At 67.5% G+C, this 26,555-nt stretch carries 26 protein-coding genes and 2 pseudogenes; 4 read left to right on the forward strand and 24 right to left on the reverse strand.

Annotated elements, in window-relative coordinates:
• Positions 1-88 precede the first annotated feature (88 nt).
• Together CLG85_RS15895 and CLG85_RS15900 are read left to right on the forward strand one after the other, a co-directional pair.
• The gene (locus CLG85_RS15895; RefSeq protein WP_095883150.1) at positions 89-391 is read left to right on the forward strand and encodes a DnaJ family domain-containing protein; all 303 of its coding nucleotides are present in this window, start codon (positions 89-91) and stop codon (positions 389-391) included.
• A 55-nt stretch (positions 392-446) separates the two neighbouring features.
• Positions 447-1,640, forward strand: a complete 1,194-nt coding sequence (locus tag CLG85_RS15900; protein ID WP_095883149.1) for a class I SAM-dependent methyltransferase — start codon at positions 447-449, stop codon at positions 1,638-1,640.
• 55 nt (positions 1,641-1,695) lie between these two features.
• On the opposite strand, the gene CLG85_RS15905 is transcribed toward CLG85_RS15900, so the two are convergent.
• The 9 genes from CLG85_RS15905 to CLG85_RS15945 form a co-directional block, all read right to left on the reverse strand.
• On the reverse strand, positions 1,696-2,928 hold the full coding sequence (locus CLG85_RS15905) for a phenylacetate--CoA ligase family protein (RefSeq protein WP_224845070.1): 1,233 nt from the start codon (positions 2,926-2,928) through the stop codon (positions 1,696-1,698).
• Between the two features lie 24 nt (positions 2,929-2,952).
• Positions 2,953-3,528: an RNA 2',3'-cyclic phosphodiesterase gene (gene thpR, locus CLG85_RS15910; RefSeq protein WP_260349576.1), complete on the reverse strand. Its 576-nt coding sequence runs from the start codon at positions 3,526-3,528 to the stop codon at positions 2,953-2,955.
• Positions 3,529-4,383, reverse strand: a complete 855-nt coding sequence (locus tag CLG85_RS15915; RefSeq protein ID WP_260349577.1) for an ABC transporter ATP-binding protein — start codon at positions 4,381-4,383, stop codon at positions 3,529-3,531. It lies immediately after the preceding gene.
• A gap of 65 nt (positions 4,384-4,448) precedes the next feature.
• Positions 4,449-5,741 (reverse strand): ABC transporter substrate-binding protein, encoded by a 1,293-nt coding sequence (locus tag CLG85_RS15920; RefSeq protein ID WP_095880620.1) that lies wholly within the window; start codon positions 5,739-5,741, stop codon positions 4,449-4,451.
• 53 nt (positions 5,742-5,794) lie between these two features.
• A complete protein-coding gene (locus CLG85_RS15925; protein ID WP_095880619.1) occupies positions 5,795-6,871 on the reverse strand; it encodes a branched-chain amino acid ABC transporter permease in 1,077 nt (358 codons plus the stop codon).
• Between the two features lie 110 nt (positions 6,872-6,981).
• A complete protein-coding gene (locus CLG85_RS15930) occupies positions 6,982-7,215 on the reverse strand; it encodes a hypothetical protein (protein WP_095880618.1) in 234 nt (77 codons plus the stop codon).
• A 100-nt stretch (positions 7,216-7,315) separates the two neighbouring features.
• Entirely contained in the window at positions 7,316-8,269 is a 954-nt protein-coding gene (locus CLG85_RS15935; RefSeq protein ID WP_095880617.1) for a branched-chain amino acid ABC transporter permease, read from the reverse strand.
• A gap of 13 nt (positions 8,270-8,282) precedes the next feature.
• Positions 8,283-9,038 carry an ABC transporter ATP-binding protein gene (locus CLG85_RS15940; RefSeq protein ID WP_235865281.1) on the reverse strand — a complete coding sequence of 252 codons (756 nt, stop codon included), beginning with the start codon at positions 9,036-9,038 and terminating at the stop codon, positions 8,283-8,285.
• 128 nt (positions 9,039-9,166) lie between these two features.
• Positions 9,167-11,131 carry an AMP-binding protein gene (locus tag CLG85_RS15945; protein WP_095880616.1) on the reverse strand — a complete coding sequence of 655 codons (1,965 nt, stop codon included), beginning with the start codon at positions 11,129-11,131 and terminating at the stop codon, positions 9,167-9,169.
• Positions 11,132-11,458: 327 nt separating this feature from the next.
• On the opposite strand from CLG85_RS15945, the gene CLG85_RS15950 reads away from it, so the two are divergent.
• A complete protein-coding gene (locus tag CLG85_RS15950) occupies positions 11,459-13,342 on the forward strand; it encodes a PAS-domain containing protein (RefSeq protein ID WP_260349578.1) in 1,884 nt (627 codons plus the stop codon).
• Positions 13,339-14,040, forward strand: a complete 702-nt coding sequence (locus CLG85_RS15955; protein WP_095880442.1) for a response regulator transcription factor — start codon at positions 13,339-13,341, stop codon at positions 14,038-14,040. Before CLG85_RS15950 ends, CLG85_RS15955 begins: the two co-directional genes overlap by 4 nt.
• Before the next feature lie 7 nt (positions 14,041-14,047).
• Here the strand turns inward: CLG85_RS15955 and CLG85_RS15960 are convergent, their stop codons facing one another.
• From CLG85_RS15960 to CLG85_RS16030, 15 genes and pseudogenes are all read right to left on the reverse strand, one after another.
• Positions 14,048-14,536 carry a DUF2383 domain-containing protein gene (locus CLG85_RS15960; RefSeq protein ID WP_095880441.1) on the reverse strand — a complete coding sequence of 163 codons (489 nt, stop codon included), beginning with the start codon at positions 14,534-14,536 and terminating at the stop codon, positions 14,048-14,050.
• A 61-nt stretch (positions 14,537-14,597) separates the two neighbouring features.
• Positions 14,598-15,802 (reverse strand): annotated as a pseudogene (locus CLG85_RS15965) (hydantoinase/carbamoylase family amidase).
• A 60-nt stretch (positions 15,803-15,862) separates the two neighbouring features.
• A complete protein-coding gene (locus tag CLG85_RS15970) occupies positions 15,863-16,300 on the reverse strand; it encodes an acyl-CoA thioesterase (RefSeq protein ID WP_095880440.1) in 438 nt (145 codons plus the stop codon).
• A complete protein-coding gene (locus CLG85_RS15975) occupies positions 16,297-17,058 on the reverse strand; it encodes a TIGR02186 family protein (protein ID WP_095880439.1) in 762 nt (253 codons plus the stop codon). The genes CLG85_RS15970 and CLG85_RS15975 overlap by 4 nt, the downstream gene beginning before the upstream one ends.
• Positions 17,055-17,960: a sulfite exporter TauE/SafE family protein gene (locus CLG85_RS15980; protein WP_095880438.1), complete on the reverse strand. Its 906-nt coding sequence runs from the start codon at positions 17,958-17,960 to the stop codon at positions 17,055-17,057. Before CLG85_RS15980 ends, CLG85_RS15975 begins: the two co-directional genes overlap by 4 nt.
• 264 nt (positions 17,961-18,224) lie before the next feature.
• Entirely contained in the window at positions 18,225-19,190 is a 966-nt protein-coding gene (locus tag CLG85_RS15985) for an ABC transporter permease (protein ID WP_095880437.1), read from the reverse strand.
• Positions 19,190-20,284, reverse strand: a complete 1,095-nt coding sequence (locus CLG85_RS15990; protein ID WP_095880436.1) for an ABC transporter permease — start codon at positions 20,282-20,284, stop codon at positions 19,190-19,192. Before CLG85_RS15990 ends, CLG85_RS15985 begins: the two co-directional genes overlap by 1 nt.
• Positions 20,285-20,376: 92 nt before the next feature.
• The gene (locus tag CLG85_RS15995) at positions 20,377-21,978 is read right to left on the reverse strand and encodes an ABC transporter ATP-binding protein (protein ID WP_095880435.1); all 1,602 of its coding nucleotides are present in this window, start codon (positions 21,976-21,978) and stop codon (positions 20,377-20,379) included.
• A 118-nt stretch (positions 21,979-22,096) separates the two neighbouring features.
• Entirely contained in the window at positions 22,097-23,101 is a 1,005-nt protein-coding gene (locus CLG85_RS16000; RefSeq protein ID WP_095880434.1) for a BMP family lipoprotein, read from the reverse strand.
• 158 nt (positions 23,102-23,259) lie between these two features.
• Positions 23,260-23,679 (reverse strand): ribosomal protein S18-alanine N-acetyltransferase, encoded by a 420-nt coding sequence (gene rimI / locus CLG85_RS16005; protein WP_260349580.1) that lies wholly within the window; start codon positions 23,677-23,679, stop codon positions 23,260-23,262.
• Positions 23,680-23,683: 4 nt separating this feature from the next.
• Entirely contained in the window at positions 23,684-24,247 is a 564-nt protein-coding gene (tsaB, locus tag CLG85_RS16010) for a tRNA (adenosine(37)-N6)-threonylcarbamoyltransferase complex dimerization subunit type 1 TsaB (protein ID WP_260349581.1), read from the reverse strand.
• Between the two features lie 16 nt (positions 24,248-24,263).
• Positions 24,264-24,824, reverse strand: a complete 561-nt coding sequence (locus CLG85_RS16015) for a NifU family protein (protein ID WP_095884416.1) — start codon at positions 24,822-24,824, stop codon at positions 24,264-24,266.
• A 106-nt stretch (positions 24,825-24,930) separates the two neighbouring features.
• A complete protein-coding gene (locus CLG85_RS16020) occupies positions 24,931-25,386 on the reverse strand; it encodes a universal stress protein (protein WP_095884415.1) in 456 nt (151 codons plus the stop codon).
• A gap of 73 nt (positions 25,387-25,459) precedes the next feature.
• The gene (locus CLG85_RS16025; RefSeq protein ID WP_260349582.1) at positions 25,460-25,921 is read right to left on the reverse strand and encodes a hypothetical protein; all 462 of its coding nucleotides are present in this window, start codon (positions 25,919-25,921) and stop codon (positions 25,460-25,462) included.
• A pseudogene (locus CLG85_RS16030) lies at positions 25,878-26,555 on the reverse strand (hypothetical protein); the annotation flags it as partial. The gene CLG85_RS16025 and the pseudogene CLG85_RS16030, both read right to left, overlap by 44 nt.

Raw genomic sequence — 26,555 nt, forward strand, 5'->3', positions numbered from 1 at the left:
GCCAAGCGCCCCCCCTTTCTCCGCGCCGGACACCGCGCTATGCTCGCCCCGTTCCGCTCACAATCCGGCCAACGCCCCTATCCTCGCCATGGATCACCCGCTCATCGACCTGATCAACGCTCGCATTGCCAAGGCCGAGGCCGAGGGCGCCTTCGACAACCTGCCGGGCGCAGGAAAGCCGCTGCCCGAGTGTGATGATCCCGAGAACGCGGTGCTGACTCGCATCCTCAAGGACAATGGCGCCGTGCCGCAGGCTGTGGCGCTCACCCGCGAGCTTGCCGCCCTGCGCGAGGAGCTGCGCGAGACCGCCGACCGTGACCGACGCCGGCGTCTCATAAAGGACATGGCGCTGCTCGAAACCCGGCTCGAGATCGCCCGCAAGTCACGCTGAGGGTTGGCCTTTATGACCGACCGTGCCAGAACTTCCGCGAGACAGGGGAGAGCGCATGGTCACGGTCAAAGAGCAATACGAAAGCTACCCCTATCCCGAGCGTGACCCGAAGGACGAGAAGACCCGGTTGATCACGGGCTCCCCTTCGCACCCGCTGGAGATGGACCATTGGCTCTGGCGCGGCAACCGCGACTGGTCGCGGCCGCTGCGGGTGCTGGTCGCTGGCGGCGGCACCGGCGACGGTCTGATCCAGCTCGCCACCCTGCTGACCGCCGCGAAGAAGCCCTACGAGATCACCTACCTCGACCTCTCCACCGCCTCGCGCGCGGTGGCCGAGGCGCGGGCCGAGGTCCGCGGCCTCAGCGGTATCGCCTTCCATACCGCCAGCCTTCTGGACGCGGCGGAGTACGGCACGTTCGACTACATCGACTGCTGCGGCGTCCTGCACCACCTGCCCGAGCCCGAGGCGGGCTTTGCCGCCCTACGCGCCGCCCTCGCCCCCGGCGGGGGTCTCGGCTTCATGGTCTACGCGCCCTATGGGCGCTCCGGCGTCTACCCGCTGCAGGAGGCCTTTGGTGCGCTCTTCGAGGGGCTCCCGCCGCAGCAGCGCCTCGCCCGCGCGCAGCGTCTCGTCGCCGATTTGCCCGAAGGCCACCCCTTTGGCGCCAACCGCAACCTCGGCGATCACCACGCCTCGGATGCGGGGTTCTACGACCTGCTGCTGCACGGGCAGGATCGCAGCTACGCGGTGCCCGAGCTTCTCGAGACGCTGGAGCGGACAGGCTGGCAGCTTGCCGGCTTCACCACCCCCGCGCTCTACGATCTGGCGCAGATCACCGAGGTGCCCGAGGGCATGGACGCGGCCACCCAGATGGCCACGGCGGAAAAGCTGCGCGGCACCATCCGAATGCACACCGCCTACGCCGTGCCCGCCGAGGCGCAGAACACCAGGGCCGCGCCCTCGGATCGCAAGCTGGTCCCGCACCTGCGCGGCGTGCAGCGCGCCGCGCTGGCGAAGGCCGTGGCGCAGGGACGCCCGTTGCCGGTGAAGATGGGTGGCGTTCAGACCACGCTGACACTGCCCAAGGGCACCGCCCCGCTGCTCGCCGGGATCGACGGGCACCGCAGCCTGAGCGAGATCGCGCAGGCCGCAAGGATCGACCCGATCACCTTCGGCACCGGCTGGGCGCAGGTCCACAAGGCGCTGGAGCCCTGGGGCCTGCTGCTCTACTCCTCCCTGCTGCGCTGAACGCAAATCCCCTCGAAGGATTTCGCACCTCTCTTCGGGGAAAGGTGCGCCGCCCTCATTCGTAGCTCCGCGCGTCCTCGATCACCACGCCGTCGCGCGGCAGCCCGCCCGGCGCCACCAGTTCAACCTTGCCCTTGAGCTTCAGAAGCTCGGCGACGCTCGCCTCGAAGGCCCCGGCATCCGGCGCGCCGCCCTGCCCCGAGGTCTCGATCCGCACGGTCATCACATCCATCTCGCCCTCGCGGCTGGCGACGACCCGCGCCCGGCCGATCTCGGCATGGCGCGCGACCAGCGCCGCCACCTGCTCGGGGCGCACGAACATGCCCTTGATCTTGGTGGTCTGATCGGCGCGCCCCATCCAGCCCTTGATCCGCATGTTCGAGCGCCCGCAGGGGCTCATCCCCGGCAGCACGGCCGACATGTCGCCGGTCGCGAAGCGGATCAGCGGGTAGTCGGGGTTGAGCGTGGTGACCACGACCTCGCCGACCTCGCCTTCGGGAACCGGATCGCCCGTGCCGGGGGTGACGATCTCGACGATCACCCGCTCGTCGACGATCATCCCCTCCATGCTTGGCGTCTCATAGGCGATGAGCCCCAGATCGGCGGTGGCATAGCACTGCAGGCAGGCGATGCCGCGCGCCGCGTAGAACTCCCGCAGCGACGGGAAGAGCGCCCCGCCCGAGACCGCGGCCTTGGTGATCCCCAGCGCGACGCCCATGGCCTCGGCCTTGTCGAGGATGATCTTCAGGTAGTCGGGCGTGCCGGCATAGGCCGTCACCCCCACGTCCGCCGCCGCCTGCACCTGCAATTCGGTCTGGCCGGTGCCAGCGGGCAGCACCGCTGCGCCGACCGCCCGCGCGCCGCTTTCGAAGATCATCCCTGCGGGCGTCAGGTGGTAGCCGAAGCAGTTCTGCACGATGTCGCCCGCACCGATACCGGCGGCATGCAGGAAACGCCCGAGCCGCCACCAGTCGTGTTCCATTCCGCCCGGCTCGTAGATCGGCCCCGGCGACTGGAAGACATGGGCAAAACCCGGTGCGGGCCGCGTGGTGAAACCGCCGAAGGGCGCGGCGCTCTTCTGCGCGCGGCCGAGCTCGGACTTGCGCAGCACCGGCAGGGCCGCCAGCGCGTCGCGCGTGGTGACGCTTGCCGCGTCGACCTCCGCCAACAGCTCCGCATATCCCGGCAGCGCCTGCGCCCGGGCGATCTGCTCCGGCAGCGCCTCGGCCAGCGCCGCGGCCCGCTCCGCCGCGCTGCGTGTCTCCAGATCGTCGTAGTAACCGCTCATCCGAGCCTCCCTTCCAGCCCAGTCCTATCCTGCCCCGCCCCCGGCATCCCCGGACGGGAGTGGCAGCGCATAGGCCGCCAATGTCTCGTAGATCGCCCCCTCGGGGCTCAGCGTCGAGGCGACAAGCCGCAGCTCCTCGGCCGCCTCTGCCCCGGTGGCGAGCGCAACCTGCCCCGCCACCCCCCGCTCAAACCGCGCCAGCGCCTCGCCGCGCAGCCCCGCGCCGAAGCGCGTCAATGTCACATGCGGACGGAACCGCCGCCGCTCGAGTTGGATCCCCGTCGCGCGGCAGGCCCGCACCACGCGCCCGTGCAGGGCGAGCAGCCCCGGCTCGGACGCGATCTCCGCCGCCAGGAGCCTGGGGGCGCGCCCGCCGAAACTCTCCAGCCCGGTCACCCGCAACCGGCAGCCCGGCAGCGCCTGCCCCTCCAGCTCGAGGTGCAACTCCTGCAGCTCCGCCTCCTCCACTTCGCCGAGGAAGGCGAGCGTCACGTGCAGATTCTCCTCGGGCACCGCCCGCCCGACCGGCAGAGCCTCCTGCACCGCCAGCAGCGGGGGGATCAGCGGCTCGGGCAGCGGCAAGGCAAGGAAGGCGCGCATTCACGCCAGCCACCGCTTGCGGCGGCGGTAGGAGCGCACGTCGCGGAACGACTTGCGCCCCTCATCCGACATGCCGAGGTAGAATTCCTTGACGTCCGGGTTCTCGCGGAGCGCCTGCGCCGGCCCGTCCATCACCACCCGGCCGTTTTCGAGGATGTAGCCGTAGTGCGCATAACGCAGCGCCACGTTGGTGTTCTGCTCGGCCAGCAGGAACGAGACCCCCTCGCCCTCGTTGACCGCCTTCACGATCTCGAAGATCTGCTCGACCAGCTGCGGCGCCAGCCCCATCGAGGGCTCGTCCAGCAGCACCATCTCCGGGCGCGACATCAGCGCGCGGCCAATGGCGCACATCTGCTGCTCGCCGCCCGAGGTATAGCCGGCCTGCGACTTCCGCCGCTCCTTCAGCCGCGGGAAATACTCGTAGACCATCTCGAGGTCGCGCAACACCGCGGCTTTCCCGTCGCGCCGGGTGAAGGCGCCGGTCATCAGGTTCTCTTCCACGGTCAGGTGCTCGAAGCAGTGCCGCCCCTCCATCACCTGGATCACCCCGCGCTTGACCAGCGCCGCCGGATCGAGGTCCTGCACCCGCTCGCCGCGATAGGAGATCGTACCCTTGGTCACCTCGCCGCGCTCGGACTGCAGCAGGTTCGAGATCGCCTTGAGCGTCGTTGTCTTGCCCGCACCGTTGCCACCCAAGAGCGCGGTGATCCCGCCCTGAGGCACCGAGAGCGACACGCCCTTCAGCACGAGGATCACGTGGTTGTAGATCACCTCGATGTTGTTGACCTCGAGCAGCGTCTCGCGCGCCGCGCCGTCGCGGGCCGAGGTCAAATCGCTTCGCACTCCGTCCAGCATCTTCTTCTCTTCCCAAATACGCAAAATCCGGCGGCGACACCCGCGCCGCCGCCGGAGGTGTCAGCTCAGCCGCCGCAGCTGTCGTTCACCGGCCAGGGTTGGTTGGCGTCGGCGTATTCCATCGCCGCCTTCTCCTCGAGCGGGGTGATCATGTCCGAATCCGGCATGATGAGATCCGAGGCCTTGACGAATTTCTCGCCGTCCCATTCGAGGATCCAGCCGCCGGAGTGGCCGGTGTGGTTGTCACACGAGGTCGAGAAGGGCGGCACCATGCCGGTCATTCCCAGCTCGTCCAGACGCGCCTCGGTGATGTCGAGGTTCTCGAGGCCCCAGCGCAGGTCGGCCGGCGAAATCTCGGCCTTGCCCGCGTGCTCCTGCGCCACCCGGATGCCCTCGCCGAGGATCATCGAGATGACGAGCCCGCGCGAGTAGAACACGCCCGACATTTCCTCGGCGTTGCTCTGGGTGTTGCCCGGCTCGACCACGTATTTCTGCAGGTCGGCCATGATCGGCGCCTCGGGGTTCGGGAAGGACCAGCTGACGGACTTGTAGCCCTTGCCGGCGTCGCCGACGATTTTCAGGTCGGCATCGTGCCCGGCCCACCAGACGCCCAACATGTTCTCCATCGGGAACTTGGTCTTGACCGCCTCGGTGATCGCCCCGGCGTTCATCGCGCCCCAGCCCCACATGATCACGTAATCGGGACGCTCGCGGCGGATCTGCAGCCATTGCGCCGACTGGTTCTGCATCTCCTTGAGACCCACCGGGATCGGCAGCAGCTCGAAGCCCTGCGCCTCGGCGGCGGCTTCGAGGAAGGGCAGCGGCTCCTTGCCGAACGGGTGGTCGAGGTGCAGGAAGGCAATCTTCTTGCCCTTCAGGTCGCCCTGCGCGCCGAGGTACTTGATCAGGATCGAGGCCCCGTCCCAATAGCTCAGCGGCGTGTTGAACGCCCACTGGAACACCTTGCCGTCGGCCATGGGCGAAAAGCCGTAGCCCGGCGCGAGGATCGGGATCTCGTCAACGTTGGTCTTCGGCAGCACCTGCAGGGTGATGCCCGTGGACCAGGGCTGGGTCACGATCGCCTTGCCCTTGGTCTTCTCGTAGCACTCGACCCCCTTCTCGGTGGAATAGCCGGTCTCGCACTCGTCGAAGTCGATGGCGATGCCGCCGATGCCGCCGTCGCGGGCGTTCATCAACTCCATGTAATCCTTCTGCCCGTTCATCAGCGGAATGCCGGTGGCGGCAAAGGGCCCGGTCCGGTAGGCGAGGTTCGGCGCGTAGAGCCCTTCGGCCATGGCGCCTCCGGCGAGCAGCGCGCCAAGTGCCGCGGCCCCTGCCAGTTTGGTCAACATTTTCATCCTGTCTCCTCCCTGAGATCTTCGATGATATGGAAAGCCCGGCCCGCGTCTCCTCAGTGCGGGAAGGGCCAGATGATCAGCTTCTCCCGGATCAGCGCCCAGAGACGTGCGAGCCCGTGCGGCTCGATGATCAGGAAGAAGACAATGAGCGCGCCGACGATCATGATGTTGAGATGCTCGACCATGGCCGAGCTGACCGGCAGCCCCAGCGCCTGCGGCACCGTTCCCAGCACCACCGGCAGACCGACGATGAGGATGGCGCCCAGGTAGTTGCCGAGGATCGACCCCAACCCGCCGATGATGGCGATGAACAGGATACGGAAGCTCAGCGGGATGTCGAAGAGGTTGGGCTCGGCGGCGCCGCGCCACATGAAGACGAAGAGCGCACCCGCCACGCCGACCACGTAAGACGAGACGGCAAAGGCGGTGAGCTTCGAGCGCATCAGGTTGATGCCGATGAGCTCGGCCGCGATGTCCATGTCGCGCGTCGCCTTCCAGCTCCGTCCGAGGGTGCCGCGGGTGAGGTTGATGCAGAGCACCGTCATCAGCGTGACGACCGCCAGCACCACGTAATACTGGGTGATCGAGCTCGCCTGCGGCCCGGCGACGTAGTGCCCGAACATCTCGAGGTTCGGCACCTGGATCGCGCCAGAGGCGTTGTAGTTGTAAAGCCAGCCCCATTTCTCGAACAGCCAGACCAGGAAGAACTGCGCCGCCAGCGTGGCAATTGCGAGGTAGAACCCCTTGATCCGCAAGGAAGGAATGCCGAAGGCCACACCCACGCCCGCACTGAAGATGCCCGAGAGCAGGATCGCCACGATGGGGTTCATCCAGGGGAACAGCGTCACCAGCTTGTAGCAGGCATAGGCGCCAACCCCCATGAATGCCGCGGTCCCGAGCGACAGCTGCCCCGCGTAGCCCGTCAGGATGTTGAGCCCCTGCGCCGCAAGCGCGTAGATCAGGATCGGGATCAGCAATGTCTGGAAGGCGAACTCGCTCGCGGTGAGCGGGAAGACCACCCAGGCGAAACCGAGGATCACCATCAAGAGCACCGCGTCCTGGCGGACCGGGAAAAGCGCCATGTCCGACTTGTAGCTCGTCTTGAATTGCCCCGCCGTGCGATAGAGCATCCGTCTCTCCCTCTCCCGGCACCCTGCGATGCCGCTCCTTCAGGTCCTGCCGCGGGCGCGGGGCTCCTCTTCCCCGATCCTGCGGTCCTCTTGTCTCTTCCGAACCGCGCTCAGACGGGTTCGTGCGTCTCTTCCGGATAGGCGCGCTTCGGCGGCACGGCGTAACCGATCGCCTCGGAGTGCCGCACCAGCCAGAACCAGGCCCAGAGCCCCGCTCCGCCGCCCGCCGCCGCCAGCAGCAGCGCCGGAACTACGTGCCCCTCGGTACCGGTCAGCGCGAGGTAGCCAAAGGCCCAGAAGCCCGCCCAGGCCACCACGTTCAGGATCGCCACAAGTTTCGCCATCTCGTTCTCCCCCCTTGGTTTCTTCGACAAAGGCCCGCCTCCTGCGGGCGCTCGTCTGCGTTGAGTTCCTCCCGGCACCGCTTCGGCACCGGGAGCCGGTCTAGACCCTTTCGATGATGCGCTCTCCGAACAGTCCCTGCGGACGGAACAGCAGCACGATCAGCGCCAGCACGAAGGCGAACCAGGTTTCGGTATTGCCGCCCATCAGCGGCTGGCCCCAGTAAATCTCGAAGAGCTTTTCCAGCATGCCGATCATCAGCCCGCCGATGATCGCCCCGGTGATGCTTTCGAGTCCGCCTAGCATGAGAACAGGAAGCGCTTTGTAGGCAATGACTTCCAGAGCGAAGCTCACTCCGGCGCGGGCGCCCCAGGCGATGCCTGTCACCAGCGCGATGATGCCCGCGATGAACCAGACCAGCACCCAGATCGTCTGCAGCGAGATGCCGACCGAAAGCGCCGCCTGGTGGTCGTCGCCAAGCGCGCGGATGGCGCGGCCCATGCGGGTCTTGCCGAGGAAGAGCAGCAGCGCCACCACCAGCAGACCCGCGACGACGACCGCCGTGATGTCCTTCTGCTCGAGGATCAGCAGCCCGCCCCAGGGTTCCAGCACCACCGAGTCCGTCGGGATGCCGAGTTCCTCGGTGATCATCACCTTGTTCTCGCCGCCGAAGATGATCTCGCCGAAGCCGATCAGGAACAGCGTGATGCCGATGGTGGCCATGAAGAGGATGATGTCCGGCTGACCGACCAGCGGCCGCAGCACCACCCGCTCGATGCTGACCGCGAGGACGAACATCACCGCCAGCGTCAGCGCCACGCTGATCCAGGCGGGGATCCCCATGGCATGCAGGCCGACCAGCGTCAGCGCCGCGAAGACCACCATGATGCCCTGCGCGAAGTTGAAGATCCGACTCGAGCGGAAGATCAGCACGAAGCCGAGCGCGATCAGCGCGTAGAGGATGCCCGAGACCAGTCCCTCCCAGAGCACCTGCAGCAGGAAATCCGGCGCGCCGAACATGTCGGCAAAGGGTTGGATGAAGATGTCGTTCAGCATGTCGCCTGCTCCTTCAATGCGCCACGCCGAGATAGGCGTCGATCACGTCCTGATTGCTCCGCACCTCTTCGGGCGGGCCGTCGCCGATCTTCTTGCCGTAGTCCATGACAACCACCCGGTCCGAGAGGTCCATGACCACGCCCATGTCGTGCTCGATCAGGCAGATGGTGGTGCCGAACTCGTCGTTCACGTCGAGGATGAAGCGGCTCATGTCCTCCTTCTCCTCGACGTTCATCCCCGCCATCGGCTCGTCGAGCAACAGGAGTGACGGCTCGGCCGCGAGCGCCCTCGCCAGCTCGACCCGCTTCTTCAGGCCATAGGGCAGCCGCCCCACCGGCGTCTTTCGGATGTTCTGGATCTCAAGAAAATCAATGACTTTCTCGACGATCTCGCGGTTGGCGATCTCCTCGTCGCGGGCTTTGCCCCACCAGATCGCCTGGCTGGCGATGCCCGCCTTCATGTGGGTGAGCCGCCCGGTCATGACGTTGTCGAGCACCGTCATCCCCTCGAAGAGCGCAATGTTCTGGAAGGTCCGCGCCACACCCAGCCGTGCCACCTCGTAGGGCTTCATCGGCGGGCGCTTGGCCCCCTTGTACCAGAGCTCGCCCTCGGACGGCGTGTAGAAGCCCGAGATGATGTTGAGCATCGAAGACTTGCCGGCGCCGTTCGGCCCGATGATCGCGCGGATTTCCCCCTCGCGGATGTCAAAGGAAATGTCCTTGATCGCGACAACCCCGCCGAACTTGAGGGTGATGTTCCGCAACTCCATCAACACGCCGCCGATCTGCCGTCCGTCTTCGGTAACGTAGCCCTCGTCCTTCTCGCGGCCCTTGCTGGCATCCTTCACGGCGTCCCGCCTTTCGTCTTTCCCCAGAATTCCAAGATCCGACCCGTCCATCATTCCGCCGCCACCTTCATCGGCGCCACCGGCACCACTTGCGCATCGCGGATCGCCAGCGTCGCCTTGATCCGTCCCTTGCGCCCGTCTTCGTAGGTGACCTCGGTCTCGGTGTAGATGCTCTCCGAGCCGTCATAGAGCGCGGTCAGCAGGTCGGCGTATTTCTCGGCGATGATATTGCGGCGCACCTTGCGGGTGCGGGTCAGCTCGCCGTCATCCGCATCCAGCTCCTTGTGCAGCACGAGGAAACGGTGGATCTGGCAGCCCGAGAGCATCTCGTCCTGTGCGACCGAGGCATTCACTTCCTCGACATGACGCTGGATCGTGTCGAGCACCTGCGGGTGCCCCGCCAGCTCCTGGTAAGAGGCATAGGCGATGTTGTTGCGCTCGGCCCAGTTGCCGACCGCCGTCAGGTCGATGTTGATGAAGGCGGTGCAGCGGTCGCGGCCGTTGCCGAAGACCACGGCCTCGAGGATGTTGGGGTAGAACTTCAGCTTGTTCTCGACGTACTTGGGCGCGAAGAGCGCGCCATCCGCCATCTTGCCCACGTCCTTGGCCCGGTCGATGATCCGCAGGTGGCCCGTCGCCTCCTCGATGAAACCCGCGTCGCCGGTGGCGACCCAGCCCTCGGCGTCCTTGGTGCCCGCGGTGCTCTCAGGGTTCTGGTAGTATTCCACGAAGACGCCGGGCGAGCGGTAGAAAACCTCGCCGCTCTCGGCGATGCGGATCTCGACACCGGGTGACGGCACGCCCACGGTGTCGGGCCGCACCTCGTTGTCTGGCTGCTGGGTGATGAAGACCGAGGCCTCGGTCTGGCCGTAGAGCTGCTTGAGGTTGATCCCCAGCGCCCGGTAGAAATCGAAGATCTCCGGCCCGATCGCCTCGCCGGCGGTGTATCCGACACGGACCCGGGAAAAACCCAGCGTGTTCTTCAGCGGCCCGTAGACCATGAACTCGCCAAGCGCGTAGCGCAGACGCTCCAGTAGACCGACCGGCTTGCCGTCGAGGATCTTCGGCCCGACCACCTTGGCGTGGTTCAGGAAGTGGTGGAAGAGCTTCCGCTTGATCGCACCAGCGTCCTCCATCCGGATCATGATCTGGGTGAGCTGCGTCTCGAAAACCCTTGGCGGGGCGAAATAATAGCTCGGCGCGATCTCGCGCAGGTCGGTCATCATCGTCTCGGCGGACTCGGGGCAGTTCACGCAGAACCCGTTCCAGTAGGCCTGCCCGATCGAGAAGATGAAATCGCCGACCCAGGCCATCGGCAGGTAGGCAAGGACCTCCTCACCGGGGGTCAGGTGATCGAACTCCGAAGAGGACTTGGCGGTCTCGATGATGTTGCGGTTCGACAGCACCACGCCCTTGGGCTTGCCGGTGGTGCCCGAGGTGTAGAGCATCACACAGGTGTCGTCGTAGCCCAGGCCATTGCGGCGACGATCAAGCTCGCCGATCAGCTCATCCCGGGCGGCGCGGCCCTGCGCCTGAACGTGGGCGTAGTCGTGCAGCGCGCGGTGGTCGTATTTCCGCATGCCGCGCGGATCGACGTAGATCATGTGCTCGAACTGGTGCAGGTCGTCCTGGATCTCGATGACCTTGTCGACCTGCTCCTGGTCGGCGGCGATGATGAAGCGTGCGCCGCAGTGCTGCAGGACGTATTCCATCTCGTCGGCCACCGCGTCCTGGTAAAGCGGCACCGGCACTGCCCCGGCCATCTGCGCCGCGACCATGGCCCAGTAGAGCGTCGGACGGTTGCGGCCGATGACCGCCACGTGGTCGCCCGGCGCCACGCCGAGGTTCAGCAAACCGAGCGCAAAGGCCTCGATCTCCTCCTGCGTTTCGGCCCAGCTCCAGCTCTGCCAGATGCCGAACTCCTTCTCCCGATAGGCGGGACGGCCGGCAAAGCGCGTGGCGTTGCGCTGCAACAGGGCCGGAACGGAGCGCAGACCTTCCGCGCCCTCGGACATGTAAGCCAAAGTGTCTCCTCCCTAGGCTCCCGGGATTTTGTCGTCTCCCGGACGTCTCAGGCCGCCTCCTCCGCAGTCTGGGACGCGCTATTTTGCGAGTCAGCCCCATTAAGGGGTTCGGCCAGCCTGAGCGTCAATGTTTTCGTGATCTTTGCCCGAATCTAACGAATTGTAACGCGGCAGCGATGGGGGCGCTGCCCCCGCCTGCCTGCGGCAGACTCCCCCGGGATATTTTTGCCTAGAAGAAAAGGCAGGATCCCCTGCGACGTCGCGGCGCGCTTCTCTCGGTTGCGGCAGGGTGCTAGCCCTTGGGGCGGAGGAGATTTCATGGACAAGGACGCGCTCACACAGGCGGGGCTGAACCTGATCCAGCAGGCGCTTTCGATCTATGATCGCGAGCTGAAGCTGGCCGTCTGCAACCGCCCCTTCGCGCAGATGTTCGACCTGCCCGAACGGCTCACCCGGCCCGGTGCCTGCTTCGAGGAAACCATCCGCCACCTCGTGAATGCGGGCGAATATGGCACGGTGGACGATCCCGAGGACTTCATCCGTGCCCGGGTCGACCAGGCCCGCGCCTTTGCGCCGCATTACATGGAACGCACGCGCGCCAACGGCCGGACCATCTCGGTCGAGGGGGCACCGCTGCCGCAGGGCGGCTGGGTGACCGTCTATACCGACATCACCGCCGTGAAGGCGCAGGAGGCGCTGCTGCGTACCCGCTCGGAGCTGCTGTCGGAGGAGGTGATCCGCCGCGCCGAGGCACTGGCCGCCAGCAACCGCCAGCTCGCCGCGACCAATGCCGCGCTGGAAGAGGCCCGGCGCGAGCTGACCGAGATGGAGGCGCGCACCCGCCTCACCACCGAGATGATGCCCGCGCATATCGCCCGGGTCGATGCCGCGGGGCGCTACACCTATTCCAACCGCCGCCTGTCGCAGGTGATGCCGGGTCGCCCCTCGGAGATCATCGGGCTGCATGTCTCCGAAGCGCTGGGGCCCGCTTACACCAAGGTGCGCCCGCATCTGCAGCGCGCGCTCGAAGGCACGCAGAGCATCTTCGAATTCACCGACGACGGCTCCTCGCGGCGGATCCGCGCGGTCTTCACCCCCGATCCTTCGGAGCGCGGGGTCTATATCCTTTCGCTCGATGTGACCGAAGAGACGCAGGCCCGCGCCGCCCTGCAGCACGCCCGTCGGCGCGAGCTGGCGGCGCAGCTCACCTCGGGACTGGCGCATGACTTCTCCAACCTGCTGACCATCATCCTCGGCATGCAGTCGAAGCTGGTGCGCATGGAGCTGCCGCCCGAGGCGGCGGACCTCGCCGCGGGCACGCTGCAGGCGGCGCGGCGCGGCGGCGACCTGCTGGACCGGATCGCCGGGATCACCTCGCACCGCGCCTGGACCCCCGAGGCGGTGGCACCCGGCGATTTCCTGCGCGATCTGCAGGTGCTGACCGGCCCGACCCTGCCCGGGAACGTCATGCTGGAGATTGCCCCCGCGCCCGAGGGCGCCTTCCTGCTCGACCGCGGCCTCCTGCAGGACGCCGCGTTGAACCTCGTGCTCAACGCGCGGGACGCCTGCAGGGCGAGAGGCGGGCACATCCGGGTCGAGATGCGCTGCGTCAAGGACACCTGGCTCGAGCTGGCGGTCAGCGACAGCGGCCCGGGGTTCTCGCCCGAGGCGCTGAAGCACGGGCTGGATCCCTTCTTCACCACCAAGGGAGGGTCCGGCTCGGGGCTGGGGCTGGCGATGGTCTATGACATGGTCAAGCTGGCGGGCGGCACGATCAAGATCGGCAACGCTGCCCCCGGCGCCCGGGTGACGCTGCGCCTGCCGCTGCGCCGCGCGCCGAGCGCGCCGGATCGTCCGCGCGGGCTGGCGCTGCTGGTCGAGGACGACACCGAGCTGCGCGCCCAGCTGCGCGACATGCTCACCGGGCTTGGCCACGCAGTTGTCGAGGCGAGCTCGGTCGCCGAGGCCCGGGCGCTGGCCGAGGGGCTTTCGCTCGACCTCGTGCTTTCGGACCTGATGCTGGAGGGGGACGAGCCCGGCTCGGCCCTTCCCGCTGCCCTGCCCGGGCTCGACGTGCGGCTGATGACTTCGCTGCCGCCGGGCGATCCCCGCCGCGCCGCCGCCGAGGCCGCGGCCCCGGTGATCGCCAAGCCTTTCACCCAAGGCCAGCTCGCCACCTTCCTGAACGGGGTGCACGCATGAGCGCGCCGCTGATCTCCATCCTTGACGACGAGCCGGCGATCCGGGCGATCCTGTCGGAGGCGCTGACCGAGGCCGGCTTCCGCACCATGGCCTTCGCCCGCGCCACCGAGTTCGAGGCGGCGCTGAAGCGCGCCACGCCCGACGTCTGCCTGGTCGACCTGAGCCTGCCGGATCGCGACGGGCTGAGCCTCGTGCACCGGCTGGCGCTGGAACAGGGGGCGGTGGTGATCATCGTCTCGGGACGGGCGCAGGTGCAGGACCGGGTAACCGGGCTCGAGCTCGGGGCCGACGACTACATCATCAAGCCCTTCGATCCGGCCGAGGTCGTGGCCCGGGTGCGTGCCCGGCTGCGCAGCCCGCGCGCTGCGCCCTCGCGGGGCGAGACCGCCAGCTTCGTCGGCTGGACCGCGCATTTCGACCGCTACGCGCTGGAAGATGCCGAGGGACAAGAGACGCCGTTTTCCCATGCCGAGGGAGAGGTGTTGCGGCTGTTTCTGGAAAGCCCGAAACGGCTGATCACCCGGGCACACATGCAGGAAAGCCTCGGCGGAGCGGCGGGCGAGAGTTTCGACCGGGCCATGGATGTCCGCATCTCGCGCCTGCGCACGAAGCTCCGTGAGGATCCGAAAAACCCGCGCCTGATCAAGACGATCTACGGCGCCGGGTATATCTTCCTCGGGGATGTAGAGTGGGGCTGAGTGGGGCTCACCCTTCCTTCGGATCTTCCGGAAGCGAGCGTTCCTCGCCCTGCACCGCCTGCAGAAGGTCCTGAAGCTCGGCCTGCATCTGCACCAGCTCATCGCGGTAGCGCGAGGGCTCCATGGCCTTGATCACCTCGGTGAAGCCGGCGAGCACCTTGGCCTCGGACTCGCGGATACGGTCCATCATGTCGCCGTCGATGCCGCCGAAGACCGCGCGCACCGAGAGGCCCGCACGCTTCAGCGCGGCGCTCATGTTGTCCGAGGGGTCGGCGTCGCCGCCCACGGCGGTGATCAGAGAAGTCAGGCGCTGGACCTGCTCGACGTGCAGCCCGTGGAAGCGCACGGCGACGAAGCGGAACTCGGGGTCGGCCTTTTCGACCATCTCGTCGAACCAGCCGCGGGCGCCGATGCTGCGGGCCTGCAGGTGGTTCAGCAAATCGAGTTGCTGCGGGCTCGCGGTGATCGCTTTCGGCGCGATTGGGGCATCCTTCATGGCTCGGTCCTCCGATCTGTGTCACCGAACAAACGCCGCTGCCCCGCGCCGGTTCCCGCCGTCAACCGAGCGCGCTCACCGCCGCGGCCAACGCTTTCAGCCCGGTGACGAGGTCCGCCTCCGCCGTGTCCTCGGCGAAATCATGGCTGACGCCGCCGATCGAGGGCACGAAGAGCATGGCCACGGGCATCAGGTTCGACAGATTGGTCGCATCGTGCAGCGCGCCCGAGGGCATCACCCGCCAGCCGCCCGGCGCAGCCGCCTCGGCGCCCTCTTCCAGCGCCTTGCGCAGGCGGGCGTCCATGGTCATCGGCGCGAGCTTCAGCATCGGCGCAAACTCCAGCCCGAGGCCACGCTCGGCGCTGATCTCCTCTGCCGTCTCGCGGGCGATGGCCTCCATCCGGTCGAGACGGTCGGGTGAGCCGTCGCGCCATTGCAGGGTGAAGCGCACTTCGCCGGGGACAATGGCATGGGCGTTGGGGTGCAGCTCGACGTGACCGATGGTCCAGACCGTCGCCGGGGTCACCACGTTGCGGAAGCGGTCGTTGAGCGCGGTGGTAAAGGCCGCAAGCCCCTGAAAGGCATCCTTGCGCAGGTGCATCGGCGTGGTGCCCGCGTGGTTCTGCGCGCCTTTCAGCGACATTGTCAGGTTGCGCAGCCCGACAATCGCATCGACCACACCAAGGCTGCCGCCCTCGGTGTCGAGCACCGGCCCCTGCTCGATGTGCATCTCGAGAAAGCCGGTAAACCGGTCGGGATCAAGAAACGCCCCGGCGCGTGCGCCCAGCCTTTTCCGCGCCTCGGCAAGGGGGGTTCCATCCGGCGCCTTCAGCGCATCGGCCTCGGCCAGAGAGATGTTGCCGCCCCAGATCGCGCTGCCGGTCGTGACGCCGAAGCGCCCCTCCTCGTCCTGGAAGGACACGCAGGACACCGGCGGGCCGCCTGACTCCTGCGCCGCGCGCGCCACCTCGAGCCCGGCGATCACCCCCAGCGCACCATCCAGCCACCCCCCTCGACCTGGCTGTCGGAATGCGAACCGATCAGCAGCGATGGCCCGTCGACCAGCCCGAAGACCGAGCCCACCGGGTCGAAATGCGCCCGCAGCCCCGCTTCCTCCATGCGCCCGGCCAGCCAATCGCGCGCTGCGAGATCGGCCTCGGAAAAGGCCGGGCGGCAGACGCCCTTGCCGGTGCCGGTGGCGCCGAAGGAGCGCAGCATGTGCAGGTCGCCGAGGAAGCGCTGGGGATCGACGGGAAGCGTGCTCATCGGTGTCTCCTTCTCTCTACCGGGATGCGGGCCGGCGCTTTTCCGGCCCAAGACCCCGTCTCAGCCGCGGCGCATGATCGCCTCGATCACCGGCCGGAAGCGGTCGGGGATCGGCTCGGGCCGGGTTTTGCCGTCCACCGAGACATGCACGATGAACCCCTCGGCGCAGGCCAGGTCGTCGTCGTTGCGGAAGAAACCCACCTCGAACCGCGCCGAGCTGCGCCCCAGATGCCCGCAGCGCACCCCGGCATGCAGCACGTCCGGGAAGCGTGCCTCGGCATGGTAGGTGCAGCCGTTCTGCGCCGCAAGAAAGCGAAGCCCGCCGGGCCGGTAGATCTCCATCCCCGCCTCGAGCTGCCAGAGCGTCACCGCCGTGTCCTGGTAGGACAGGTAGGAGGCGTTATTGAGATGCCCGTAGGCGTCCATGTCCTTCCACCGCGTGGCGATGGGAAAGAAGGCGCAATAGTCGGCGCGGGTTCCGGGGGGCTGGCGGCTCATCCCGAACGGATCGCCCGGAACAGTGCCGAGGCGCCCCAGCCGGCGAGCGCCGCGATCGCCAGCGACAGCAGCCCGTAGACCAGCGGCATCTGCCGCGACAGGGTGAAGAGCCAGCGCTCCAGCCCGACCTTGCCGACCTGAATCTCGCTCTCATGCACCGAGACGACCTTGCCCGCGCGGGTCAGGAAGACCCGGGACAGGTAGCGCCCCTCCGAGATGTTGGCCGGCATCGAGATGGAGGTGTCGAACAGCGTCGACTCGCGCAGCTCGACGCTCTCTTCCTCGACCCTGTAGAGCCCCTGCCGCTCGCGCACGCGGATCAGCGCCTCGGTGAAGGCCTCGCTGTCCATGATCTCCATCGGTGCGCCGACCGAACGGATGGCGCGCGGGATCGAGACCTTGTGGCGCAGATCCTCCACCGCCGAGATGCTCTCGGCCCAGAGCGCCGAGGTGGCGACCGCGTAAAAGCCCGGCGCGCTGTCGACGTCGACGGCCTCGGCGTTGACCCAGATGCCGAGCTTGCGCGCCTTGCGCCAGACGGTGACCGGCTCTAGCGGCCCCTCGACGGTGACGATCACCTGCAGTGGCGGCTCCTCTTGGATCGCCACCTCGCGCTTGACCGCGCCGAAGATGAGGATGTCGGAGCCGTCGAAGTCGGTGGTGATCGACACGTTCGACTGGCTGAGCCCCATCACCACCTCCTCGGCCCGTGCGGGCAGCGCGGCGAGCAGGAGCAGGACAGCCGCAAGCACCCTCATCGCGACACCAGCTCGTAGAGCTCGGAGGGGGTGATGAAGAGATCGAGCGCCAGCTTGCCGCAGACCAGCAGCACCAGCGAGGCCAGCGCGATGCGCAGCTGCTCGGCCTTCAGCCGGGTGCCGAAGGCGGTGCCGATCTGGGCGCCGATCACCCCGCCGAGGATCAGCACAAGCGCCAGCATGATGTCGACCGTGTAGTTGGTCGTGGCATGCAGCAGGGTGGTAAAGGCGCTGACAAAGATGATTTGAAAGAGCGAGGTGCCGACCACCACCTTGGTCGGCATGCCGAGCAGGTAGATCATCGCCGGCACCATGATGAAGCCGCCGCCCACCCCCATGATCGCAGCGAGCACACCCACCGAGAGCCCCACCAGAACCGGCGGGATCGCCGAGATGTAGAGCCCCGAGGTGCGGAAGCGCATCTTGAAGGGCAGCCCGTGCACCCAGCCGTGATGGCGGCGCTTCGGCGCCGCACCCTTGCGCGACTTGAAGATGGCATTGACGCTCTCGATGAACATCAGCCCGCCGATGATGCCGAGGAAGACCACGTAGCAGAGCCGCACCAAGAGGTCGACCTGCCCCAACTCCTTGAGCAGGTTGAAGATCCACACTCCCAGCGCCGCCCCGACGAGGCCTCCCGCGAGCAGCACGAGCCCCATCCGCAGATCCACCGTCTTGCGCTTGAAATGCGCCAGCACGCCGGAGATCGAGCTCGCCACGATCTGGTTCGCACCCGTGGCCACGGCAACCGCCGGCGGGATGCCCATGAAGAACAGCAGCGGGGTGATCAGAAAGCCTCCCCCGACCCCGAACATGCCCGACAGGACGCCGACGATCCCGCCCAGGCCGAAGAGCAGGAAGACATTGACCGAGACCTCGGCGATGGGGAGGTAGATCTGCATGGCCTGACCTTGCTTGCGCGGCGATGATTTGGCAACGGGCGGCGATGTGACACGCGCCGCATTACGCTGCGCCGCGGCGGTTTTCCCACAGCCCCGGCGCGGCGCGGCCGGCGCGCGAAGGATTTGCGTATTTTTAAAGAGAAGAAGCGCAGGGGGGGCGCGAGGGGGAGAGGGGCGGCGCGCCGCCTCCCCCTTCTTCTCTTTCCAAATACGCCCTTTGGGACGCTGCCGCCCCGCGGACTGCTCCGGCAGGGGCGCGCGGGGTCAGCGCTCCTTGACGTAGGGCTCGCCGCCCGCCCGCGGCGGGATCGCCTTTCCGACGAAACCGGCGAGGATCACCACGGTCAGGATGTAGGGCAGCGCGTCCATGACCTGCACCGGGATGATGAAACCGCCGAGATCGATGTTCTGATAGCGCAGCGCCACTGCCTGCAGCAGGCCGAAGAGCAGGCAGGCATAGAGCGCATACCAGGGCCGCCACTTGGCGAAGATCAGCGCCGCCAGCGCGATGTAGCCGCGGCCCGCGGTCATCTCGCGCACGAAGCCCGCCTGCAGGCCGGTGGCCAGATAGGCGCCCGCAAGGCCGGTCAGCAGACCGCAGATGGCGATGGCGGCAAAGCGCAGCCCGACCACCGAGACGCCCGCGGTATCCACCGCCTCTGGGGCCTCGCCGACCGCGCGCAGGCGCAGGCCGAAACGGGTGCGGAAGAGGATCCACCAGGTCAGCGGCACCATCAGGAAGGCGACGTAGACAAGGATCGAATGCCCCGAGATCAGCTCGTAATAGAGCGGGCCGATGATCGGCACGCCACGCAGCGCCTCGGCGAAGGGCAGCGTGATGCTCTCGAAACGCCCGCCGCCCATGAGCGAGGGTGTGCGCCCGCCCTGGCTGAACCAGTCCTGCGCGATCAGCACGGTGATCCCCGAGGCGAGAAAGTTGATCGCCACCCCCGAGATCAGCTGGTTGCCGCGGAAGGTAATCGAGGCCAGCCCGTGGATGCCCGACATGACCAGCGCGGCGGCAATGCCCGCCAGCAGGCCGAGCCAGACCGAGCCGGTGATCGCCGCGATCGCTGCCGAGAAGAAGGCCGCGGCCAGCATCTTGCCCTCGAGCCCAATGTCGACGATGCCCGCGCGTTCCGAGAATAGGCCCGCGAGGCAGGCCAGAAGCAGCGGCGTGGCGAGGCGCACGGTCGAGTCGAGCACCTGAAGAAGCGTCGCGTAATCCATCACGAGGACCTCCGGCGCGTGGCGAGGAAGAGTTTTTCAAGCGGCAGGCGCACCATGTTGTCGAGCGCCCCGGTGAAGAGGATCACCAGCGCCTGGATCACGGTGATCAACTCGCGCGGGATATTGGTCCAGAGCGCCAGCTCCGCGCCGCCCTGATAGAGGAAGCCGAAGAGCAGCGCCGCGAGGAAGACCCCCACCGGGTGCGAGCGGCCCATCAGCGCCACGGCGATGCCGATGAAACCCGCGCCCTCTGTGGCGTTGAGCACCAGCCGTTCGGCCTCGCCCATGGTGGTGTTGAGCGCCATCATCCCGGCCAGCCCGCCGGAGATCAGCATGGCGATCACGGTGATGCGCACCGGCGAGATCCCGGCGTAGCGCGCGGCGCTCTCGGAGTGGCCGAAGGCGCGGATCTCGTAGCCCAGCTTGGTGCGCCAGATCAGCACCCAGAAGGCGACGCAGGCGGCCACGGCGAGGAAGAAGGTGACGTTGGCCGGCGAGCCGCGGAAGAGCGGGTTGCCCTCGGAGGCGAACATGTCCTGGAACGTCGGCAGGTGGGTGGCGGCGGGGAAGTTCGCCGTCGCCGGCTCCATCGCACCGACAGGGCGCAGCAGGTTGACCAGCACGTAGTTCAGAAGCGCCGCGGCGATGAAATTGAACATGATCGTGGTGATCACGATGTGGCTGCCGCGCTTCGCCTGCAGCCAAGCCGGGATGAAGGCCCAGGCCGCGCCGAAAGCGGCGGCGGCGAGCGTCGCCACGATCAGCGCCACGGACCAATGCGGGAAGGGGATGAAGAGGCAGGCCAGCGCCACGCCAAGTCCGCCGATCATCGCCTGACCCTCGCCGCCGATGTTGAACATCTTGGCGTGGAAGGCGACGGCGACGCAGAGGCCGGTGAAGATGAAGTTGGTGGTGTAATAGAGCGTGTAGCCCCAGCCGGTGCTGCGCATCAACGCGCCGTCGACCATCAGCTTGAAGGCCTCGACCGGGTTCTCGCCAATGGCAAGGATCACCAGCGCCGACAGGAACGCCGCGAGCAGGATCGAGATCAGGGGCACGAGCACCGCATCGGCCCAAGCGGGCATCTTATCCATTCGGAACCTCGTTGGTCTTGCCGGTCCGGCGGGCGCCTTCCAGGCGCTGCTGCCTCCGGCTGGAGTATTTTTGCAATGAGGATGGCGCGCGGTCAGTCATGCTGGCGAGCCTCGCGCGCTTCCTTTTCCTTCAGCGAGGCGTCCACCGCGTCGATGAGCTTGCCCTCGGGTCTTTCGGTGACCCCGGCCATCAGCAGGCCGAGCTCGGTCTGGTCCGTCTCGCCCGGCATGCGCTCGCCCATGATCTGCCCGTCGAACATCACTGCGATGCGGTCCGAGAGCGAGAAGATCTCGTCGAGTTCGACTGAGACCAGCAGGATCGCCTTGCCCTTGTCGCGCAGGCGGATGATCTCCTGGTGGATGAACTCGATGGCCCCGATGTCGACGCCGCGGGTGGGCTGGCCGATCAGCAGCACGTCGGGGTCCCGCTCGATCTCGCGCGCCAGCACGATTTTCTGCTGGTTGCCGCCCGAGAAGTTGCGCGCCGCGAGATTGGGGTTCGGCGGGCGCACGTCGTAGCGGGTCATCTTGTCCTGCGCTTCCTCCTTGATCCGCGCGTTGTTCATCAGCATGCCCGACTGGTAATGCGGATCGCGGTGGTAGCCGAAGACGGTGTTCTCCCAGGCGGTGTAGGGCATGATCAACCCCTCTTCCTGGCGGTCTTCAGGCACGTGGCCGATGCCGGCCTTGCGCCGCGCGCTGCCATCGGCCCCAGCGCCCGAAAGCGGCAGCGAGACGCCCTTCATGGTGACCGCGCCGGAGGCATCGGCGTAGCCGCCGAGCACCTCGAGAAGCTCGGATTGGCCGTTGCCGGCGACCCCGGCGATGCCCAGCACCTCGCCGGCGCGCAACTGCAACGACACCCCCTTGAGGCGCTCGACCCCGGCGTCATCGACGTGGCGCAGGTTCTGCACGTCAAGCAGCACCTCACCCGGCTGCGCCGGCGTCTTGTCGACGCGCAGCAGCACCTTGCGCCCGACCATCAGCTCGGCGAGCTGCTCGGGCGAGGTCTCGGCGGTCTTGACGGTGGCGGTCATCTCGCCGCGGCGCATCACCGAGACCGTGTCGGTGATCTCCATGATCTCGCGCAGCTTGTGGGTGATCAGGATGACGGTCTTCCCCTCGGCCCTCAGGTGGTCGAGGATGCGGAAAAGATGGTCGGCCTCGGCCGGGGTCAGCACCCCGGTCGGCTCGTCGAGAATGAGGATGTCGGCCTGGCGATAGAGCGCCTTCAGGATCTCGACCCGCTGCTGGTGACCCACCGAAAGGTTCTCCACCAGCTCGTCGGGATCGACCGAGAGCTCGTATTCCTCGGCCAGTTGCTTGAGCACACCACGGGCGCGCGCCAGTGAGGGGCGCAGCATCGGGCCGTCCTCGGCGCCGAGGATGATGTTTTCCAGGACGGTGAAATTCTGCACCAGCTTGAAGTGCTGGAACACCATGCCGATGCCCGCCGAGATCGCGGCCTGGCTGTCGGTGATATCCTTATGCGATCCGTTGACCCAGATCTCGCCAGCGTCGGCCTTGTAGAAGCCGTAGAGGATCGACATGAGCGTCGATTTCCCTGCGCCGTTCTCGCCGATGATGCCGTGGATGGTGCCGGGCATCACGCGGATCGAGATGTCCTTGTTGGCCTGGACAGGGCCGAAGGCCTTGGAAATACCCTTCAGCTCGATGGCGGGGGTGTCGTTCATGCGAAGCCTCGCGGCATTGGAAAGTACGGCCCGGTCTCCTGTAACCGAAGAACCGGGCCACACGAAAGAGAAAACGGGGACACGGCAGCAGCCGCCCCCCCCGCTCGTCAAGTCCGGATCAGAAGTTCAGCGCCGGGCAGCTGTCATCCGCCGAGTAGTCATGAACTTCGATCTCGCCCGCGACGATCTTCTCGCGCGCGGCATCCACGGCGGTCTTCATCTCGTCGGTGATCAGCTCGGCATTGTTCTCGTCGAGCGCATAGCCGACGCCGTTCTCGGCCAGGCCCAGCACCTGAACGCCGGTCTCCAGCTCGGTGCCCGCGGTCATTGCCTCGGACACGGCCACGTCGACGCGCTTGAGCATCGAGGTCAGCACCTTGCCCGGGTGCAGGTAGTTCTGGTTGCTGTCGACGCCGACCGAGAGGATGCCCTCGTCCGCGGCGGTCTGCAGAACGCCGAGACCGGTGCCGCCTGCCGCGGCGAAGACCACGTCGGCGCCCTGGCTGATCTGCGCCTTGGTCAGCTCCGAACCCTTCACCGGGTCGTTCCAGGCGGCCGGGGTGGTGCCGGTCATGTTGGAGATGACCTTCATGTCGGGGTTCACCGCCTTGGCGCCCTGGGCGTAGCCGCAGGCGAACTTGCGGATCAGCGGGATATCCATGCCACCGACGAAGCCGACAGTTCCGGACTTGGAGGCCATCGCCGCCAGCATGCCGACGAGGTACGACCCCTCATGCTCGGAAAAGAGGATCGACAGAACGTTCGGGTGCTCGGCCGGATCGACGAAGCCGTCGATGGTGACGAACTTGGTGTCCGGGTAGTCCGCGGCGACCGAGGCGATCGGCGAGGACATCGAGAAGCCGGTGGTCACCACCGGGTTGAACCCGGCCTCGGCGAAGCGGCGCAGGGCCTGCTCGCGCTGTGCCTCGGACTGCAGTTCGATATCCTTGTAGGAGCCGCCGGTTTCCTTGGCGAACATCTCGGCGCCATTGTAGGCCGCCTCGTTGAAGGATTTGTCGAACTTGCCGCCGAGATCGTAGATCAGCGCCGGATCCGCCAGCGCGGCGCCGGCGGTCAGGGCCAGCGTTGCGGCGGTGCCGAGGATGGATTTCATGAACGTCATGTCTTGCTCCCGGGTCTGGACTTGCGGGCGTCTTTGGCTTGGCCCGCGAATTGGACTGCACTGTGGCAGATCATGCCCGATTAATCCTGTGCCCTACCGGAGGGTCAACAGGTTTTTGCAAGTCTGCGCACAGGGTTGGCGCTTCGTGACATGTAACCTCAGGTCAGCGCCCGGCGCATGAGCAGCGCGTCGTCGCGGCTGCCATCCGCATGACGATAATAGCCTTTCCGGCGCCCGGATAACGTGTAGCCGCAGGCGGAATAGAAGGCCTGCGCCGGAATATTTGCCGCCGCGACCTCGAGAAACACCGTTTCCGCGCCCCGTGCCTGCGCCGCGACCTCGAAGGCCTGCAGCAGGCGCCGCCCGAGCCCCTGCCGCTGCTGCGCGGGGTCGGTTGCCAGGGCGAGAATCTCGGCCTCGTCGAGCACCACGAGGCCGAGCACGAAGCCGTCCGCCTCGCTTACCAGCAGTGACGCGGGCTGCTCCAGCGTGCCCGCGAAGGCAGACGCGCTCCAGGGGTGCATGTGGATGTAGGCGCGCGCCGAAAGCGCGGCGAGTTCCTCGGCCGAGAGGCGCACCGGCTCAGTCCAGCAGGCGCGGTGCCGCATCGCGCGAAGGCGCGGCATCGGCGGGGCGGATGTAGAGCGGTGCGGGGCGCTGGCCCGGCTCCTTCAGCGCGGCGGCGCGGGCGATGCGGATCGCCAGCTCGCGCGGCTCAGGCGGCAGCAGTGCCTCGGTACCCTCAGCGGGCACCAGCTCAGGCGTGCCCCATTGGCGCTGCACGTAGATCTGCCCGCGCGGCGCCGGCACCCCGGCCAGCGCGTCGGGGGCGTCGAGGTGAATCGCCTCGAAGGTGCTGATCCCCGTCGCGGGCTTGCCCAGCCCCAGCGCCAGGCCGCGCGCGGTCGAAACGGAAATGCGGATGCCGGTGAAATTGCCCGGCCCGATGCCCACGGCGATGCGGTCGAGATCAGCCCAGGTGACGCCGCACTCGGCGAGCACCTCCTCGAGCAGCGGCATCAGGCGTTCGGCCTGGCCGCGGCCCATCTCCTCGGCGCGGGCGGCCAGCACCGTGTCGCCGCGCAGCAAAGCGGCCGCGCAATGCGCGGCCGATGTGTCGAACGACAGGATCAGGAGATCACTCATGGATGCAACCGGACGCTCAGACGGCGACCGGGCGCACCTCGGTGACCTCGGGGATGTAGTGGCGCAGCAGGTTCTCGATGCCCATCTTCAGGGTCAACGTCGAGGACGGGCAGCCCGCGCAGGCGCCCTGCATGTGCAGGTAGACCACGCCGCGGTCGAAGCCGTGGAAGGTGATGTCGCCACCGTCCTGCGCCACGGCCGGGCGCACGCGGCTGTCGAGGAGTTCCTTGATCTGGCCGACGATCTCGGCGTCCTCGCCGGTGAATTCCTTGTGGCCCGAGGACTGCGCCTCGCCTGCCATCACGGGCTCGCCGGACTGGAAGTGCTCCATGATCGCGCCAAGGACGGCGGGCTTCACGTGATCCCAGTCAGCCGCCTCGTCCTTCGTCACGGTGACGAAGTCGTTGCCGAAGAACACGCCGGTGACGCCACTTACGCCGAACAGGCGCTTGGCGAGCGGCGAGGTTTCAGCGCCCTCTGGGCTGGGGAAATCCGCGGTGCCTGCGTCGAGCACGGTCTGGCCCGGCAGGAACTTCAGCGTCGCGGGGTTCGGGGTGGATTCGGTCTGGATGAACATCTGCGAGATACCTTTCTCCGGGCTGCCCCCTATATGCGCCGCCGCTGCACGGACGTCAAGTTTTGGAATGGTTCTAAAATACCCGCGAGGCCCGCCCCCCCTGCCCTCAGGTGATCGCCTCGAGCCGTTCCTTGGACATGTCGCCCGGCACGATGGTCAACGGGATCGGCAGGCTGCCCGAGCTGCGGGTCATCGAGGTCACCAGCGGCCCCGGCCCCTTCTTGTCGGCAGCGGCGCCGAGCACCAGAACGCCGATCGAGGGGTCATCGTTCACCTGCCCGAGGATCTCGGTCACTGGGTCGCCCTCGCGGATCACCAGCTCGGGGTCGACCCCCTGCCGGTCGCGCATCCACTTGGCAAAGACCTCGTAATGCGCCTCGATCCGCTCGCGCGCCTCTTCGCGCATGATGTCACCGACCCCGATCCAGTGGTTGAATTCGTCCGGCGCGATCACCGACAGGATCGCCACCCCGCCCCCGGTCTTGGCCGCCCGCATGGCGGCGAACCGCATGGCGTTGAGGCATTCGCGGCTGTCATCCAGCACGACGAGAAACTTGCGCATCCCTTGGTCTCCTTCGCGGCGATCATGGCGCAGGGGCTTGGCGCAGGCAACGCCCTTTTGGAACCGCCGAAAATCAGCGTTCGAGATGCGTCGCCACGCCGCGCGCCGCCGGGCGCAGCATCCGTGTTCCGAGCCAGCCGCCAAGCGCCGTCAGCGCCTGCGCGAAGGCCAGCCAGAGCAGCGCCGCCGCGGCAAAGGCATGATCCGACAGGCGCACAAGGGTGCGGAAGGTCCGCGACTTGCCGAGCACCTCCATCACACCGCGCGTCTCCGAGCCCGCCACGTCCGAGACCCGCGCCAGCCGCGCCGCATCCTCTGCGCTGTCGACATGGCGCAGGAGCAGCACGCCGTCGGTCATCGAACTGTTGCGCACCACGCGGCTCACGTCGCCCGCCACCGTCTCGGCCCGCGCCAGCCGCGCGGTGTCGGCGGCCTCGCCGGCACCGGAGACCAGACGCCGCAACATCGCGGGATCTGCCAGCCGGGCGAGTTCATCGAGGAAGGAGGGCGTCAGCGTGCGCAGCCGCCGCCCCATGCGCAGCGCGGTGGCCCCGGCCTTTACCGTCGCCGAGGTGCCCCCCCGTCAGCGCCAGAGTGCCCGTCGCGGCAAGGCCCACCGTGGCGAGCGTCACCTCGACTTTGTCCACATCGGCGCCGCTGAAATAGTCGCCCCCGGCCCGGCGCAGCGCGTTGAGATCGCCGATCGGGGTCAGCTCCAGCGGAATGCCGCAATAGGCCAGCATCTGCAGCGACGGGCAATTGGCGATGTCGGCGGCGCAGATGCCGCAGGCCTCCACCTTCCCCCAGACGCTGTCCTTTTCCTCGCGCAGCGCAGCGATCTGCTCGGATTGCTCGACGTCCGGCGAGATGCCGACGCGCGCCGCCACCGGCAGCAGCATGTCGATGCGGTCGAGGTCCTCCGCCGCCAGCGCCGCGCCGATCTCCTGCGCGAGCCGTTCCGGCGTCAACGTCTGCGCCAGCGCCATGTCGAGCGCACGGCGCACCTCGGCCTCGCTGGCAGAAAGGAAGGGCTGGGCAAAGGGATTTGTCGTCAGCGCCCAGAGGCCAAGTGCGAGGCTCATGAGCAGCGGCAGGGCGCGAATGCCCCGCGCCAGCCGCCGCCGGCCCCTGCGCCGGGGCGCATGGACCGCGCGCTCGGCACGCCGGCC

The sequence above is a fragment of the Alloyangia mangrovi genome (assembly GCF_002300555.2).
GTDB classification, from domain to species: Bacteria; Pseudomonadota; Alphaproteobacteria; order Rhodobacterales; family Rhodobacteraceae; genus Salipiger; species Salipiger mangrovi.

Bases quoted from the DNA above. Each gene is read 5' to 3' on its own strand.
- CLG85_RS15990 (WP_095880436.1), bottom strand. From the start codon at position 20,284: ATGGATAAGATGCCCGCTTGGGCCGATGCGGTGCTCGTGCCCCTGATC.
- CLG85_RS15980 (WP_095880438.1), bottom strand. From the start codon at position 17,960: ATGCAGATCTACCTCCCCATCGCCGAGGTCTCGGTCAATGTCTTCCTG.
- CLG85_RS15925 (WP_095880619.1), bottom strand. From the start codon at position 6,871: ATGCTCTATCGCACGGCGGGGCAATTCAAGACGAGCTACAAGTCGGAC.
- tsaB (WP_260349581.1), bottom strand. From the start codon at position 24,247: ATGAGTGATCTCCTGATCCTGTCGTTCGACACATCGGCCGCGCATTGC.
- thpR (WP_260349576.1), bottom strand. From the start codon at position 3,528: ATGCGCGCCTTCCTTGCCTTGCCGCTGCCCGAGCCGCTGATCCCCCCG.
- CLG85_RS15960 (WP_095880441.1), bottom strand. From the start codon at position 14,536: ATGAAGGATGCCCCAATCGCGCCGAAAGCGATCACCGCGAGCCCGCAG.
- CLG85_RS16020 (WP_095884415.1), bottom strand. From the start codon at position 25,386: ATGCGCAAGTTTCTCGTCGTGCTGGATGACAGCCGCGAATGCCTCAAC.
- CLG85_RS15955 (WP_095880442.1), top strand. From the start codon at position 13,339: ATGAGCGCGCCGCTGATCTCCATCCTTGACGACGAGCCGGCGATCCGG.
- CLG85_RS15930 (WP_095880618.1), bottom strand. From the start codon at position 7,215: ATGGCGAAACTTGTGGCGATCCTGAACGTGGTGGCCTGGGCGGGCTTC.
- CLG85_RS15970 (WP_095880440.1), bottom strand. From the start codon at position 16,300: ATGAGCCGCCAGCCCCCCGGAACCCGCGCCGACTATTGCGCCTTCTTT.
- CLG85_RS16015 (WP_095884416.1), bottom strand. From the start codon at position 24,824: ATGTTCATCCAGACCGAATCCACCCCGAACCCCGCGACGCTGAAGTTC.
- CLG85_RS15945 (WP_095880616.1), bottom strand. From the start codon at position 11,131: ATGTCCGAGGGCGCGGAAGGTCTGCGCTCCGTTCCGGCCCTGTTGCAG.
- CLG85_RS15940 (WP_235865281.1), bottom strand. From the start codon at position 9,038: ATGGAGTTGCGGAACATCACCCTCAAGTTCGGCGGGGTTGTCGCGATC.
- CLG85_RS15895 (WP_095883150.1), top strand. From the start codon at position 89: ATGGATCACCCGCTCATCGACCTGATCAACGCTCGCATTGCCAAGGCC.
- CLG85_RS15995 (WP_095880435.1), bottom strand. From the start codon at position 21,978: ATGAACGACACCCCCGCCATCGAGCTGAAGGGTATTTCCAAGGCCTTC.
- CLG85_RS16025 (WP_260349582.1), bottom strand. From the start codon at position 25,921: ATGGGGCGGCGGCTGCGCACGCTGACGCCCTCCTTCCTCGATGAACTC.
- CLG85_RS15975 (WP_095880439.1), bottom strand. From the start codon at position 17,058: ATGAGGGTGCTTGCGGCTGTCCTGCTCCTGCTCGCCGCGCTGCCCGCA.
- CLG85_RS15900 (WP_095883149.1), top strand. From the start codon at position 447: ATGGTCACGGTCAAAGAGCAATACGAAAGCTACCCCTATCCCGAGCGT.
- CLG85_RS15915 (WP_260349577.1), bottom strand. From the start codon at position 4,383: ATGCTGGACGGAGTGCGAAGCGATTTGACCTCGGCCCGCGACGGCGCG.
- CLG85_RS15920 (WP_095880620.1), bottom strand. From the start codon at position 5,741: ATGAAAATGTTGACCAAACTGGCAGGGGCCGCGGCACTTGGCGCGCTG.
- CLG85_RS15905 (WP_224845070.1), bottom strand. From the start codon at position 2,928: ATGAGCGGTTACTACGACGATCTGGAGACACGCAGCGCGGCGGAGCGG.
- CLG85_RS16000 (WP_095880434.1), bottom strand. From the start codon at position 23,101: ATGACGTTCATGAAATCCATCCTCGGCACCGCCGCAACGCTGGCCCTG.
- CLG85_RS15935 (WP_095880617.1), bottom strand. From the start codon at position 8,269: ATGCTGAACGACATCTTCATCCAACCCTTTGCCGACATGTTCGGCGCG.
- CLG85_RS15985 (WP_095880437.1), bottom strand. From the start codon at position 19,190: ATGGATTACGCGACGCTTCTTCAGGTGCTCGACTCGACCGTGCGCCTC.
- CLG85_RS15950 (WP_260349578.1), top strand. From the start codon at position 11,459: ATGGACAAGGACGCGCTCACACAGGCGGGGCTGAACCTGATCCAGCAG.